The 14,363-nt window shown below is 67.5% G+C and carries 14 protein-coding genes and 1 pseudogene; 7 read left to right on the plus strand and 8 right to left on the minus strand.

The features are described 5' to 3' along the window. Window positions 1-28: 28 nt before the first annotated feature. From QP165_RS16545 to QP165_RS16555, 3 genes are all read right to left on the minus strand, one after another. On the minus strand, window positions 29-1,117 hold the full coding sequence (locus QP165_RS16545) for an acyltransferase family protein (protein WP_333996423.1): 1,089 nt from the start codon (window positions 1,115-1,117) through the stop codon (window positions 29-31). Window positions 1,118-1,256: 139 nt separating this feature from the next. Further along, on the minus strand, window positions 1,257-2,471 hold the full coding sequence (gene kynU / locus QP165_RS16550; RefSeq protein ID WP_333996424.1) for a kynureninase: 1,215 nt from the start codon (window positions 2,469-2,471) through the stop codon (window positions 1,257-1,259). A gap of 34 nt (window positions 2,472-2,505) precedes the next feature. Next, window positions 2,506-3,402 (minus strand): alpha/beta hydrolase, encoded by an 897-nt coding sequence (locus tag QP165_RS16555; RefSeq protein ID WP_333996425.1) that lies wholly within the window; start codon window positions 3,400-3,402, stop codon window positions 2,506-2,508. Between the two features lie 227 nt (window positions 3,403-3,629). On the opposite strand from QP165_RS16555, the gene parC reads away from it, so the two are divergent. From parC to QP165_RS16570, 3 genes are all read left to right on the plus strand, one after another. Beyond that, entirely contained in the window at window positions 3,630-5,879 is a 2,250-nt protein-coding gene (gene parC, locus QP165_RS16560; protein WP_333996426.1) for a DNA topoisomerase IV subunit A, read from the plus strand. A 120-nt stretch (window positions 5,880-5,999) separates the two neighbouring features. Next, window positions 6,000-7,253: a diguanylate cyclase domain-containing protein gene (locus QP165_RS16565; RefSeq protein WP_333996427.1), complete on the plus strand. Its 1,254-nt coding sequence runs from the start codon at window positions 6,000-6,002 to the stop codon at window positions 7,251-7,253. Continuing rightward, entirely contained in the window at window positions 7,211-7,660 is a 450-nt protein-coding gene (locus QP165_RS16570) for an EAL domain-containing protein (RefSeq protein ID WP_333997058.1), read from the plus strand. The genes QP165_RS16565 and QP165_RS16570 overlap by 43 nt, the downstream gene beginning before the upstream one ends. Here the strand turns inward: QP165_RS16570 and QP165_RS16575 are convergent. The 4 genes and pseudogenes from QP165_RS16575 to QP165_RS16590 all read right to left on the minus strand — a co-directional run bounded on the left by QP165_RS16575 (window position 7,647) and on the right by QP165_RS16590 (window position 10,674). Further along, entirely contained in the window at window positions 7,647-8,858 is a 1,212-nt protein-coding gene (locus tag QP165_RS16575) for a CCA tRNA nucleotidyltransferase (protein ID WP_333996428.1), read from the minus strand. The two genes, QP165_RS16570 and QP165_RS16575, sit on opposite strands and share 14 nt — an antisense overlap. After that, window positions 8,849-9,444, minus strand: a pseudogene (locus tag QP165_RS16580) (CoA pyrophosphatase). The gene QP165_RS16575 and the pseudogene QP165_RS16580 overlap by 10 nt, the downstream one beginning before the upstream one ends. After that, window positions 9,441-10,037: a DUF1285 domain-containing protein gene (locus QP165_RS16585; RefSeq protein ID WP_333996429.1), complete on the minus strand. Its 597-nt coding sequence runs from the start codon at window positions 10,035-10,037 to the stop codon at window positions 9,441-9,443. Before QP165_RS16585 ends, QP165_RS16580 begins: the two are co-directional and overlap by 4 nt. A 127-nt stretch (window positions 10,038-10,164) precedes the next feature. Further along, window positions 10,165-10,674 (minus strand): GNAT family N-acetyltransferase, encoded by a 510-nt coding sequence (locus QP165_RS16590; RefSeq protein WP_333996430.1) that lies wholly within the window; start codon window positions 10,672-10,674, stop codon window positions 10,165-10,167. A gap of 140 nt (window positions 10,675-10,814) precedes the next feature. On the opposite strand from QP165_RS16590, the gene QP165_RS16595 reads away from it, so the two are divergent. Further along, window positions 10,815-11,186 (plus strand): dihydroneopterin aldolase, encoded by a 372-nt coding sequence (locus tag QP165_RS16595; protein ID WP_056021574.1) that lies wholly within the window; start codon window positions 10,815-10,817, stop codon window positions 11,184-11,186. 4 nt (window positions 11,187-11,190) lie between these two features. Then, window positions 11,191-11,475 carry a Rossmann fold domain-containing protein gene (locus tag QP165_RS16600; protein ID WP_333996431.1) on the plus strand — a complete coding sequence of 95 codons (285 nt, stop codon included), beginning with the start codon at window positions 11,191-11,193 and terminating at the stop codon, window positions 11,473-11,475. A 1-nt stretch (window position 11,476) separates the two neighbouring features. Here the strand turns inward: QP165_RS16600 and QP165_RS16605 are convergent, their stop codons facing one another. Further along, the gene (locus QP165_RS16605) at window positions 11,477-12,553 is read right to left on the minus strand and encodes a hypothetical protein (protein WP_333996432.1); all 1,077 of its coding nucleotides are present in this window, start codon (window positions 12,551-12,553) and stop codon (window positions 11,477-11,479) included. A 223-nt stretch (window positions 12,554-12,776) separates the two neighbouring features. Between QP165_RS16605 and QP165_RS16610 the strand changes: the two genes are divergently transcribed. Together QP165_RS16610 and QP165_RS16615 are read left to right on the plus strand one after the other, a co-directional pair. Further along, window positions 12,777-13,457 (plus strand): energy transducer TonB, encoded by a 681-nt coding sequence (locus QP165_RS16610; protein ID WP_056021581.1) that lies wholly within the window; start codon window positions 12,777-12,779, stop codon window positions 13,455-13,457. A 50-nt stretch (window positions 13,458-13,507) separates the two neighbouring features. Continuing rightward, window positions 13,508-14,302: a MotA/TolQ/ExbB proton channel family protein gene (locus tag QP165_RS16615; protein ID WP_056021583.1), complete on the plus strand. Its 795-nt coding sequence runs from the start codon at window positions 13,508-13,510 to the stop codon at window positions 14,300-14,302. Window positions 14,303-14,363 lie beyond the last annotated feature (61 nt).

Raw genomic sequence — 14,363 nt, forward strand, 5'->3', positions numbered from 1 at the left:
ATCCGGTATGCGTTACGCGCGGCGCCGATCACGCGGGCTGGTCGATCGGTGCTGCGCGACGAGGCTGGTGGCGCGTCACGTGGCGGACCACCGCCAGCAGCGGTTTTTCGAGAACGAGGTGCGCGACCAGCCCGACGGCCAGGCAAAGCAGGACGATCAGCACGACAAAGCCCTGCTGCGGGAGGTGACGGAACGCCTCGATCTTCATCACGCGGCCATAGCCCATCATCACGAACACGTGCGTGAGGTAGAGCGCATAGGACGCGTCGCCGAGCAGGACGAGGAACCGCGCGATCGCGCCGCGTGGCGCGCCGATCGACAGCGCGCTGGCGACGACGAGAGTGGCGGGAATGCCCCAGGCGAACACCCGCGGCAGTGCCGGCAGGCCGGCCGTGCCATCATGCGCGATGAACAGCGGCGCGGCAGCCATCAGCCCCATCAGCGCCAGCGCTGCGACCGGAGGCACGGGCCAGCTGCGGTTCCGGCGACTCCAGGCCGCATAGGCGTAGGCCAGGAACAGTCCGAAGCAGAATTCGAGCGGCAACGGACTCGTGAGGAACGACGCCGTGTCGCTCGCAGGCAGAAGCGCGCCGGCGACCTGCAACGCCAGGATCGCCGCCGTCGTGGCAAACACCGACACGGTCGCGGAGCGCGCCTTGAGGGTCGCTGCGAACAACAGGTAGAAATAGACCTCGTAGACGAGCGTCCACGAAACGCCGAGAATCGTGTCGCCGGGGAGCAACAGGAGGGCGGCGACGACCCTGCTCGCGGGAAAATGATGCGTGGCGAGGAATCCCATCGCCGAGATCGTCAGGACGCCAAGGCAGCACAGCCAGTAAAACGGGTAGATCCGCGTCGCACGACGGAGAAGGAAGGCGCCCGGCGTCGGCGGCGCGTCGGTACCGCGGAAGCTGACGTGGAGCATGATGAAGCCGCTGAGGACGAAGAATATGTCGACCCCGGACGCACCCGATGTCGTCAGCCAATCCGGACTGAATCGGTGGACCGCCCCGTTCGATTGCTCGAGCGTATGATGAACGACCACCGCAAGCGCGGCGACCGCGCGCAACATCTGTACGCCGTATAACTCGGCCTGCCCCGATCGCTGATTCGTCATGCCTGCGCCCCCGCTGCACCGCTGCCGCCATGCAGCGACTGTATTGGTCAGCAGGCTGCAAGTGCAGAGCTAGCGAGGGTTGGGACAAAAGATAGAGCGGGGTCCGGAAATCATAAGGATCAACGTTGCGCGCAAATGATCAGGTAACCGCAAGTCTTTGACTATATTGGGGAGCGCGCCATTCGCCGGTTTCAATGACCTTCTGCAGGATCTCGCCTGCGCGCCAGACCTCCTCGTGGCTCAGGTACAAGGGCGTCAGGCCGAGGCGGAGGATGTCGGGGTCGCGGAAGTCGCCGATGACGCCGCGGGCGATCATCGCCTGCGTGAGGGCATAGGCGTCGGGGTGGCGGAAGCTGATATGGCTGCCGCGCTGGGCGGGATCGCGCGGGCTCACGCATTCGAGGCCGAGCGCGTCGCCGGCGGCGGCGAGGATGTCGAAGAGCTGCGCGCTCTTGGTGGCGACCACGTTCTGGTCGATGTCCGCCCAGAGATCGAGTGCGGCTTCGAGCGCCGCGGTCGACAGCATCGCGGGGGTGCCCGCCAGCCAGCGTTTCATCCCCGGCGCGGGGCGATAGGCATCCTCGAACGCGAACGGGGCTGCATGGCCCATCCAGCCGGACAGCGGGCTGGCCAGGACTTCCTGCCAGCGCTTGGCAACGTAGAGGAAGGCGGGCGCGCCGGGGCCGCCGTTGAGATATTTGTACGTGCAGCCGACCGCCAGATCGGCGCCCGCGCTGCTCAGGTCGATCGGCACCGCGCCGACGCTGTGGCTGAGATCCCAGAGCATCAGCGCGCCCGCGGCCTGCGCGCGTGCGGTCCAGGCGGCCATGTCGAAGCGTTCGCCGGTCTTGTAATGGACGTGCGTCAGCAGCAGCACCGCGGTGTCGTCGTCGAGCGCGTCGGCGACTTCCGCGCGCGCGACGACCTTCAGTCGGGCGCCGGGGACGCAGGCGACCGCGCCCTCGGCGATGTGGAGGTCGGTCGGGAAGTTGCCCGACTCGCTCAGGACGGTGTGGCGGTCGGGGTTGGCGCGGAGCGCGGCGACCAGTGCCTTGAACAGATGCGTCGAGGTCGTGTCGCCGATGATGACCTCGTCGGCGGCGGCGCCGATCAGCGGGGCGATCTTGCCGCCAATCCGCTGTGGCGCGTCGATCCAGCCTTCGTTCCAGCTGCGGATGAGGCGGTCGCCCCATTGGCGAGTCGCGACGTCGGCGAGCGCGGCGGGCGTCGCCCTGGGAAGCGCGCCGAGCGAATTGCCGTCGAGATAGATCACGCCGTCGGGCAGCGCGAACTGCTCGCGATACGCTGCCAGAGGATCGGCGGCGTCGAGCGCGCGGGCTTCGTCGAGGATCATGGTCGGGCCTTTGTGGGTGCGGGCGGGTCTAGGGTCATTTCAGGGCGGCCGCGATCAGCCGTTTCGCCTCCGCCCAGGCGGGCGTCTCGGGCGCGACGAGCTCGACATGGCCGGTCGCCGGGATCGTGTGGAGGACCGCGGTGTCGCCGACGTTTCTTGCCTTGGCGACATAGTCGGTGGCGAAGGGAAATGGGATGATCCGGTCCTCGCGGCCGTTGACGAGGTCCTGCGCGATGCCGAGCGGGAGGAGGCGCGGTACCGAGGTGTCGGCATAGACGTCCGCGCGCGCCGGGCTGGGCGTTCCGACGAGCTTGGCAACGACCTCGGTGCCGCAGCCATTGGCAGGCGTCGCCGCCGTCGCCTCGAGATCGGGAAGGCCGCCGAGGCTGATCACATGGTCGATGCGCAGCGGCGCGCGGGTGTAGAGCGGGCTGGTCGGGGCGAGTTTCGCGCGCGCGGCAAGCCAGAGCGCGAGATGGCCGCCCGCGGAATGGCCGATCGCAACGATGCGGCGCGTGTCGAGGTCGAACGTCGCCGCGTTCGCGCTCAGCGCGTCGGTGGCCTTCGCCGCGTCCTCGAACGTACCCGGATAACCCCCGCCGGCGCGGTCGACGCCACGATAGTCGATGTTCCAGACCGCGATGCCGTCCTTGCGTAGATCGTCGGCGACCCAGTTCATCAGGCTGCGATCGGCGATGCTCGTCGTCCAGCAACCGCCGTGCACCATCACGACGACGGGGAAGGGGCCCTTGCCCGCTGGTCGCCAGACATCGACCTTCTGCATCTGGTCGGGGCCATAGGCGATGGTCGCGTCGGGGCTGGGCTTCGGGCGTTTGACGAGGTCGGGCCAGGTCAGGAGTTTGGGTGCGGGCGGTTCTGCGGTCACGGGTGTGGAGATGGCAGCGAGCGCGAGAAAGGCAAGGCGGATCATGGGGTTGCGGGGCCTTTCCAGGACTGGACGGGGGTGCGGGGCGGTCGTAGCGGGACGGTGGCGAACGTTGCGGGTTGGTGCAAGATGGGTTGGGGGCCTGGCTCTGAATCCTGTCTTTCGTCAGGATGACGGGGAGGGGGAGGATCGGCGCGGGCGTTTGAGCCTGTTCGCGGTGTTGAGAACAACAGTGGAACCTTCGCGCGGCGCTTGCTATCCCACATCAATCTATGGTCACCGATTTCAAAGATCCCTTCGACTCCATCGTCGACGCCCCCTTCGACAGCGCGCTGAGCGAGCGGTATCTCGTCTATGCGCTCTCGACGATCACCGCGCGATCGCTGCCCGATGTGCGCGACGGGATGAAGCCGGTGCACCGGCGGCTGCTCTGGGCGATGCGGCTGCTGAAGCTCGATCCGAGCCAGGGCTACAAGAAATGCGCGCGCGTCGTCGGCGACGTGATCGGCAAATATCACCCGCATGGCGACCAGTCTGTCTATGACGCGATGGTCCGCCTCGCGCAGACCTTCTCGCTGCGCTATCCGCTGGTCGACGGGCAGGGCAATTTCGGCAATATCGACGGGGATAACGCCGCCGCCTACCGCTATACCGAGGCACGGCTGACGCAGGTCGCGGTCGACCTGATGGACGGGCTCGACGAGGATGCGGCCAATCTTCGCCCGACCTACAATGGCGAGGACGAGGAGCCCGAGCTGTTCCCCGGCATGTTCCCCAATCTGCTCGCGAACGGCGCGAGCGGGATCGCGGTCGGGATGGCGACGAGCATCCCGCCGCACAACGCCGCGGAGCTGATCGAGGCGGCGATCCTGCTGGTCGATCAGCCCGATGCCGACAATGACGCGATCCTGGCGCATGTGACGGGGCCGGACTTTCCGACCGGCGGGCTGGTCGTCGATCCCCCCGCGGTGATCCGCGAATCCTATGCCACCGGGCGCGGCGGGTTCCGGGTGCGCGCGCGCTGGAGCATCGAGCGCGAAAAGGGGGGCATGTGGACGCTGATCGTGTCCGAAATCCCTTATGGCGTTCAGAAGGGCAAGCTGATCGAACAGATCGCAGACCTGATCAACGCCAAGCGCCTGCCGATCCTGGCGGACGTGCGCGACGAATCGGACGCCGAGATCCGCATCGTGCTCGAACCGCGCAGCCGCACCGTCGATCCGCAGGTGCTGATGGACGGGCTGTTCCGGCTGACCGATCTCGAGACACGGGTGAGCCTCAACCTCAACGTGCTCGACAAGGATCGCACGCCGCGCGTGATGAGCTTGCGCGAGGCGCTGGCGGCGTGGGTCGAGCATCAGTTCGTCGTGCTGACGCGGCGGACGCAGCACCGGCTGGAGAAGATCGCCGACCGGATCGAGCTGCTCGACGGCTATCTGGTCGCCTATCTCAATCTCGACCGCGTGATCGAGATCATCCGCACCGAGGACGAGCCGAAAAAGGTGATGATCGCCGAGTTCAACCTGACCGATCGTCAGGCGGAGGCGATCCTGAACATGCGGCTGCGATCGCTGCGGCGGCTCGAAGAGTTCGAGATCAAGACCGAGCGCGACAAGCTCGACAAGGAACAGGCGTCGCTGACCGCGTTGCTCGCCGATCCCAAGCTGCAGAAGAAGCGGATGAAGGCGGACCTGCGCAAGATCCGCGACCGCTATGGCGCCGAGACGCTGCTCGGCAAGCGGCGGACGACGATCGAGGAGGCCGCGCCGACGCGCGACATTCCGCTCGAGGCGATGATCGAACGCGAGCCGATCACGGTGATCCTGTCGCAACGCGGCTGGATCCGGGCGATGCGCGGGCACAACGACCTGGCGAGTCCCGAGGCGCTGAAGTTCAAGGAGGGCGACGGCCCCGCCTTCGCCTTCCACGCGCAGACGACGGACAAATTGTTGCTGGCGGCGGAAAATGGGCGGTTCTTCACGCTGGCGGCGGACAAGCTGCCGGGCGGGCGCGGCTTTGGCGAGCCGGTGCGCGCGATGATCGATCTCGACGGCAGCGTCGGGATCGTCACGTTGTTGCCGGCGGCGCGGCAGGCCAAGCTGATGGTCGCGGCGACCGATGGCCGCGCCTTCATCGCGACCGCAGCCGACGTGATCGCGGAGACGCGCAAGGGCAAGACGGTGATGACGCCGCGAATCGGCGAGAAGGTCAAGCTGGTCCGCCCGGTCGACCCCGCGGACGATTATGTCGCGGCGATCGGCGATAACCGGAAATTGCTGGTGTTTCCGATCAACGAGCTGGTTGAGATGAGCCGCGGACAGGGGGTGCAGCTGCAACGCTACCGCGACGGCGGGCTGGCGGATGCGATCACCTTCGTGTTCGCCAACGGGCTGAGCTGGGCGATGGGCGGCGAGACCAAGCGGACGCGGACCGAGGCGGATCTCGGACCGTGGCGTACCGCGCGCGGCGCGGCGGGGCGGATGCCACCGACCGGGTTCCCGCGCGACAACCGGTTTGGCTAGAGCGACGCGACGATAGACCGGCACCCGCGGCCAAAACATTGCCAACCGGTTGCAGTTCCAGTCACTCCGGGTCTTTTGTAAATTTTATGCCGTATTAACGAAGCTTGGGTACGAGGGGGCATGGAATCGGTCCTCCACGACGCCGAAGCGCCACCGATCGTACCGGCCGAACTGGTCGCGCGAGGGCTTGAACTCATCCCGATCCCGATGGTCCAGGTGACGCTGGATCTGGGGCGACTTGATTTCTATGCGATGAACCGCGCCTATCGTCTGGCGGGGCTTGGCGTCGTGCCTGGCCGCTCGCCGATGCTGGCCGATCTGACGCCCAGGATCACGGCCTTCATCCGGTCGGCGCAGACGCGGACGGACTTCGACTGGTCGCTGGGCGAGGCGATCGACTGCCGCTTCTACCGCGTGACGATCGCGCGGAGCGGGCCGCACGTCCATGACCGGTGCACGATCAGCTTCATCGACCAGACATCGCGGATCCAGACCGAGCGCAGCATGCAGCGCGAGATGACGACCGACAGCCTGACCGGGCTTCCGAACCGCGAGGGGTTCGAGAATCTGGTCGAGGGGATCGAGCATCGCGACTCGCATGCGGTGCTGGCGATCGATCTCGAACGGTTCGGCCGGTTGAACGCATGCCTGGGATCGCTTGCGGGCGACGAGATGCTGATCACCGTCGCGCGTCGCCTCAAGGGGGCGCTGCGCGCGTGCGACACACTGGCGCGGATCGGCGGGGATCAGTTCGCCGTGCTGATGACGATCGACGAAAACCCCGACGAGGCTCACCGGCTGGCCGAACGGATCCAGCGCACGCTGGTCGCACCGTTCCGGCTGACCGACTACGAGATTCGCGTCGAATGCTCGATCGGCATCGCCTATGGCCGGGACGAGCCCGGCGACATCGCGGAGCTGATCCGCAACGCGCAATTCGCGGTCAAGCGCGGCAAGCTCACGGGGCGCTCCGAGACGTACAAGCGCCAGGAATTCACGATCGCGCGCGAACAGTTCGGGCTCGAGACCGCACTGCGGCGTGCGATCGAGAACGACCGGCTCCGGCTCGCGTTTCAGCCGATCTGCGACCTCGCGACGCAGCGGATCGTCGCGTTCGAGGCGCTTGCGCGCTGGACCGACGACGATGGCTGCGAAGTGCCGCCGTCCAAGTTCATTCCGGTTGCCGAGGAATGCGGGCTGATCGTGCCGCTCGGTCGCTGGGCGATCGATGCGGCCGCGCGGACGCTGTCGGCATGGGACGCCGCCGCGGGGGATCATGCGGTGTCCGCGTCGCGGTCAACCTCTCCGCGATCCAGCTGCAGCGCGACGCGATCGCACCGGTGGTCGAAGCCGCGTTGCGCCGGTCCGGGCTGACCGGCGACCGGTTCACGCTCGAGCTGACCGAGAGCGCGATCGTCACCGATCCCGATGGCATCGCGACCGCGATGCATGCGCTGAAGGATCTCGGCACGACGCTCGCGATGGATGATTTCGGCACCGGCTATTCGAACCTCGCCTATCTGCAGAAGCTGCCGATCGACATTCTGAAGATCGATCGCAGCTTCGTGACCGGCATGCTCGCCGACCGCGACAAGGTGTCGATCGTGCGCGCGATCCTGAGCCTGGCGCAGGCGCTCAACATGAAGACCACCGCCGAGGGGATCGAGACCAACGAACTCGCGCAGACGCTGGGGGCGCTGGGCTGCACCTATGGGCAGGGCTATGTCTTTGCGCGGCCGCTCGAGGCGGACGCGGCCTTTGCATCGATCAGCCTGAATTAGCGCGCGGTTCGGACAGCGCGTCGCGGACCGCCGAGTCGGCGATCGCATCGACCCGCGCCGCATCGGGAAAACCCTCGACGATCCACTGCGTTTCGATATGCCGGCGCATCGCCGCGACGTCGGGGCCTTTACGCAACCCGCGTTCGACAAGCGCACCGCCGCTGATCGGGAAGGCGGGCGGCGTCCAGTCGGCGATCGGAGCGATATCGTCGCCCGCAATCAGCAACCGGTCGACCGCGCCCGCGACGCCGCAGCGATAGGCGAGCGCACGCGGCCCTTCGTCGCCGGCACCCTGCGTCGCGGCGACGACGCGCTTGCGATTGGTGTTCGACAGCTTGAGCCGCGCGGCCACGCTATCGCCGTCGGCGGTCGGGATCAGCGTGGCGAGGCGACGGATCGGATCGGGCTGGATATCCGCTGCGTGCTCCCGCTCGGCCAGCGCGGCGAGCCGGGCAACGCCGTCTGCATCGATTTCGGGCAACACCGCACGCCAGATGCCGCGTTCGACCATGAGCCCCATGACCGATACCGCACGCCGCGCGACCAGCAGTTTGAGCAGCTCGGCGGCGATACGTTCGCGCGACAACGCCATGAGGTCGTTCGCACGCTCGGTACAGGCTTCGAGCCCGGCCGCGTCGGCCTCGGTTCCGAACCGCGCGTGAAAGCGGAAGAACCGCAGGATGCGCAGATGATCCTCCGCGATACGCTGCCGCGGATCGCCGATGAAGCGCACGCGCCCCGCGAACAGGTCGTCGAGACCGCCGAAATAGTCGAAGATCTCGCCGCTTGCCGGATCGGCGTAGAGCGCATTCATCGTGAAGTCGCGGCGCGCGGCGTCCTCGCGCCAGTCATCGGTATAGGCGATCGTCGCATGGCGGCCGTCCGTCGCGACATCGCGCCGGAGCGTCGTGATCTCGACCGGACCGCCCTCGGTGACCGCGGTGATCGTGCCATGCGCGAGCCCCGTGGGGACCGCCTTGATCCGCGCGTCGGCAAGCCGGTCGAGCACCTCCTGCGGCGAATGGCGGGTCGCGATGTCGACATCGAGTGCGTCGGGCGCGGCAGGGGCAACGCCGAGCAGCGTGTCGCGGACCGCGCCACCGACGAATCGCGAGTCCGCGCCGCCGCCGAGCACCGCGGTGAGCGCCTCGAGCCCCGGGCGCGTCCGCCACGCCGCCTGTGGCAGGGTCACGCCCATTGCAGCCGCCGTGCAAGGTTGACGATCATCGCGGCGGTTGCGCCCCAGATGCGACGGTCGTGCCACAGGATCTCGTAATAATGCCGCATCCGTCCCTGCCATTCGACCTGTGCCGCCACGTGGTTGTCCGGATCGAGCAGAAACGCCAGCGGGACTTCGAACACGCTTGCCACCTCGGCCTCGCTTGGCTGGAGCAGAAGGTCGGGGGGACCACCCCGATCACCGGCGTGACCTGAAACCCGGTTACGGTGCGATAGCCGTCCGCCTGCCCGATGACCGTCACATGGTCGCGTGAGAGGGCGATTTCTTCCTCGGCTTCACGCAAGGCCGCGGTGACGACGTCCTCGCCGGCATCGACGCGTCCGCCGGGAAAGGCGATCTGACCGGCATGCTTGCGCAGCGTCTCGGTCCGCTGCGTCAGGATGACGCCGGGCTCACGCCGCTCGGTGATCGCCACGAGCACCGCCGCGGGCCAGGCAGGTACGTCCGGGGATGTCTCGACGTCCGGATGATCGCCGCTGAGCAGAACGACATCGGGCGCCACGTCGCGCGACAGTGCGGCGTGCAGTCGATCGGCCAAGCTCACGCAGCGATGTCTTCCGGCGGATCCTGCGTGGTACCGGGTTGCAGCGCGAAGAACATGCCATCGCTCCACAGCCCGACGGGCTGGTCGTCGCTGGCAATCGCACGCTCGGCGAGCTCGTAATAGACCGACCGCGCCACCAGCGCTTCCATCCCGCCGCGCACCATAAGATAGGGCCGGGGCCCGTCGGCATCCTCGACGAACCGAAGTGGATGCCGCTCGCCCGCGGTGACGAGATCGCCGGTATTGAGACGGAAGGTGAGCCGCGACGACGCACCCGCGCCATCCGCCTTAACTTCCACGGCGACGAAGGGGACGTCCTCGACGACGATGTCCAGCTTCTCGACGGGGGTCACCAGGACGTACTTGCCGTCGGCCTCGCGCCGCAGGATCGTGGAGAACAGCCGGACCATCGCTTCGCGGCCGATTGGCGTGCCCTGGTGATACCAAGTCCCGTCGCGGGCGATGCGCATCTCGCTATCGCCGCAGTGGCTGGGGTTCCATTTGTCGACGGGCGGCAGTTTCTGCTCGTCGGCAAGCCGTGCGATCTCGGCGAGGCTCAACGAGGACAGGTCGGGAAGCGGGTCCATGGGCATTGGCGCGAGGTAAGGAGCGGCGGGCCCGTCGTAAAGCCTTGGTACGGTCGAAGCGGGGTGATTGATGACGCTTGATATGTACCAAAACGGTCTCGCCCCGCTTCAATATCCGCGTCGCCCGAGCGCGTCAGGCGTCGATCCGCGCGCGCGGCGCCAGCAGGCCGGGCATGTCGGGAACCATCGGTCCCCGCGCCAGGAGGCGGTGGCGTTCGACCGGACCCGGGGCGTCCCAGGCGGTGGTGCGCTCGGCGCTGAAGTCGAAGAACCGGCCATAATAGTCGGGATCGCCGATCAGCATCATCGCGTCGCCAAGGCCGGTCGACTCCGCGGCCGCCAGCGCGCTGCGCATCAACGTCCGTCCGACGCCGCTGCCCTGGTGGCCGGGCGCGACCGCGACCGGGCCGACCATCACCAGCGGCAGTTGTCCGGCCGCGGTGACGAGCGCGATCGGCCAGCACTGGATCGACCCGACGAGCGTGCCCTCCTCGATCGCCGCGAAGCTGAGCGACGCGATTGCCGTCGCGGACCCGCGGATCACATAGGCCGTGCGGCGATGGCGATCGGCGCCGAACGCCTCGTCGAGCAGCGCTTCGACGGCATCGGCCGATACGTCGTGCAGGGGGATGATCTCGATCACCGGTGTCTCCAGCGCCGGTACGGGAGAGCGTCCGGGGCCGCGCGGTTTACGCACGGCGCCGTCGAACGCAAGCGGAACCGATCGCGCGCGACGATGGCGCACGGGCTTCCCTCCGGTAACGGCTCTGCTAGAGCGCGCCGATGCAAGACAGTCTTCAGCTCGAAGTGCACGACATGGAAGTGCAGGTGCTCACCGGAATCTATTCGGAGGAGACGCACCTGCCGCAACCGCTGCGCATTTCGCTTACCGTCGACCTGACGTGCCCGAGCCGGTTCGACCCCGATACGCCGCTGTCGGCGTCGAAGAACTATCTCGATCTCAAGCATGCGGCAACGACCGCGCTTCCCGAGGGGGTGCATTTCACGCTCATCGAGGCGGTCGCCGATCATATCTGCGAGACGCTGTTCCTGCAGGACGCGCGTGTCCAGCGGGTCGTCGTCAAGATCGTGAAGCTGGCGATCGCGGAGGCAGGCGAGGCGATCGGCATCACGCTGGTCCGCCATCGGCGCTGACCGCGTGATCCTGACGCTTGCACCCGGCGGGGACATCGCGACGCTGGTGCGCGACGCCGCCGCCGATGGCGCGGAGTCGATCGTGGTCGTGATCGCGCCCGGTGCCGATCCGCTCGCGGCGGCGCTGTCGCGTGCGGCCGTCGGGCCGCTCGCCGTCGAACATGCGCCGGGGGTGCGCATCAACGCGGTCGCACCCGGTGCGACGACCGCGCCCGATGTCGTCGCGAGCGCGGCCGCGTTTCTCGACAATGCGCGGTCGACGACCGGGCAGATCCTCGAACTGCGCTAGCTTAGCTCGGCGCGCGGCCGCACGAACCAAGCGCGGCGATCACGAACCGGTAGTCGTCACGCGCGATCTGCGCATCCGAAGGCGCAAGTGACGCGGTGCTGCGGTCGGGCAGTGCCGGGGGCAGGCCGCAGGCGAGCCGGTACCAGAGCAGGGTGCCGCGCGCCGGTGGACCTGCCGCCTCGTCGACGATCTCGCTCAAAGCCACCGCCCAGCGGGGCTGCTCGCCCGGACGGCGCAGGATCGACAGCGAGACGGGGCGCTGGTCGGCGGTCGTCAGGAATATCTGCGTCTCGCCTTCGCCCGGCAGCGCCCCGGGGACATGGAACGCGTTGCCCGTCCCCGTGATCACGGGCGGCGCGTCATTCGCGAGGATCGCCTTTGTTATCGCGCGCACGCGCGTGTCGAGCTCGGGGGTCCAGTCGCGCTGTGCGGTGCGGCCGGCCAGCTGGACCTGCGTCGGCGTGCCCGCGACCGGACGCGCGAACACGAGGACGCGCGCGCGCTTCAGCTTGGGAAGGCGCCCGTTTGCATCCGGCGCGACATCCAGCAGATAGCCGATCCGCGGCGCCACGCCGTTGCTGCCGCGGATCAGCGCGGTGACGTCGAGCTCGACATAGAAGCGGGTCTGGCCCGGTGCCACGCCCGCAGCCTCCGCGCCCTTGATCCGCGTCGTCGAGCGAATCACGCCGTCGGCGATCACCGGCGCGCCGAGAATCAGGTCGGCGAGATCGGCATAGCCAGCGCCGGCGTCGCCGCCTTGCGACGAAACGGGCGCGCCGTCGCCCCGGATCGGGACAGGTGCGCCGGCCGAATCGCCTGTCGTTCCGGCATTCCACTGCCGATCGAGCTCCTCCGGCGTCATGGTGGTGACGCCGTCGGTCGCCGGGCCGGGTCTCGCCTCGGGGGGTGATGCCGGGCCGGGGCTGGCATCCTGTCCCGACACGGGACCGGGCACCGTCAGGGCGGGGGCGGACGCCTGTGGCGGGGTTTGCGCGCCGACCTGCTGCCAGGGCACGGACGTCGTTGCAAACAGAGCCGAAATAGTAAGGATCGACGGAATGTGGCGGGTCAGGGTCATCGCCCTTGGCTACGCGATGGCGGATGAACGTTACAGAAATAAATCTGCCATCGAGCGCTTGTACGTTTGTTGCGTCTGACAAAGCGTTTGCGTGTCGCAGGACGTGGCGATAGACATTAGGCACTGCCGCGTGGAATTTTGCTTCACGGCACACGTTTGCGTTGCGCCTGCCCCCATGCGCGACCGCGTGAAGGCAGACAGAATAAGGGAGTGTCGTTGCTGAATGGCCTATGTTGACCAGAAGATGTCCTCAGGCAAAATCGTCGCGATCATCATCGTCGCGCTGATTCACGCTGCCTTGGGCTATGCTTTCGTCACCGGCCTCGCGTACCAGTACGTGAAAAAGGCCACCGAAAAGTTAAACACGTTCGACGTGGAGCCGCCACCGCCGCCTCCTCCGCCGGACGAGCCCCCGCCGCCGCCGCCTGACCAGCCGAACCTGCCGCCGCCGCCCACCACTGTCGTGGTGCCGCCGCCGGTCGTGGTGACGCCGTCGCCTGCGCCTGCGATCACGACGTCGAACATCATCCCGCTGAGCCAGCCGACCGCTCCGCCGGCGCCTCCCGCGCCGCCGTCGCCACCGGCACCGCCTGCACCTCCGGCCGTCAGCAAGGCTGCCGGCGCGAAGGGCAACCCGGCTTCGTGGGTCAGCGTCGACGACTATCCGCCAAGCGCCATCCGTGCGGGTGAGCAGGGCGCGGTCGCGATGCGCTGGGATATCAACGCCCAGGGTCGCGTCGAGAATTGCACCGTCACGACGTCGAGCGGTTCGCCTGCTCTCGATCGTGCAGCGTGTGCCGCGATGACGCGACGTGGTCGCTACTCGCCGGCGCTCGACCAGAACGGCAATCCGATGCGATCGAGTGCGACGCAGCGTATCCGGTGGACGTTGCCGGAAAATTAATCCGCGTCTCGGCGCAACAGACCAACGAATCTTAAGAGGATCATCCGACCATGTTCACCACTATCCTTGCCGCGGCGGCGCCCGCAGCAGCCGAAGCCAACCCGTACGGCCTTGAAGCGGCACTTCGCGAAGGCGGTCTGATTTCGCAGACCGTGTTCGGCATCCTGGTGCTGATGTCGGTGGTGTCGTTCTACATCCTCTTCTCGAAGCTGTTCGAGCAGCAGAAGATCATTGGCCAGGGCAAGCGCGTCCGTCAGGCCTTCTGGTCGTCGAACAGCCTGCGCGAGGGTTCGGCCAAGCTCGAGAAGAACTCGGCCTACAAGCAGATCGTCGACGACGGCCTGGCCGCTCAGGAGCAGCATTCGAAGCTGACCGATCCGGTCGAGGCGCATGACTGGCTGCACGGTTCGCTGGCGCGTTCGGAAGCCGCGATCAACTCGAAGCTGGGTGGCGGTCTCGCCTTCCTCGCGACGGTCGGTTCGGTTTCGCCGTTCATCGGTCTGTTCGGTACGGTTATCGGTATCTACCGCGCGCTCGTGAAGATCGGCGCATCGGGCCAGGCATCGATCGACAAGGTCGCAGGCCCGGTCGGTGAAGCACTGATCATGACCGCGCTCGGTCTGGTCGTCGCGGTTCCTGCCGTTCTGTCGTACAACTGGCTGCAGCGCCGCAACAAGTCGATCGCAGAGGACCTGTCGGCCTTCTCGAACGACGTGCTGGGCTTCCTTGCTTCGAACGGCGCCGTGCGTCCGATCCTCGCATCGGGTGCCAAGCCCGCTCCTGTGAAGCCTGTCACGCCGACCACGACCGCCGGCCAGACCGGTGGCGTGCCGCGCGCCAACTAAGACGCGAAAAGGCGGGGCTGCTGGCGACAGCGGCCCCGCTTCATTGCCGCCGGCGGTTCCG

Source organism: Sphingomonas sp. 22R3R2A-7, from assembly GCF_036856055.1.
GTDB lineage: Bacteria > Pseudomonadota > Alphaproteobacteria > Sphingomonadales > Sphingomonadaceae > Sphingomonas.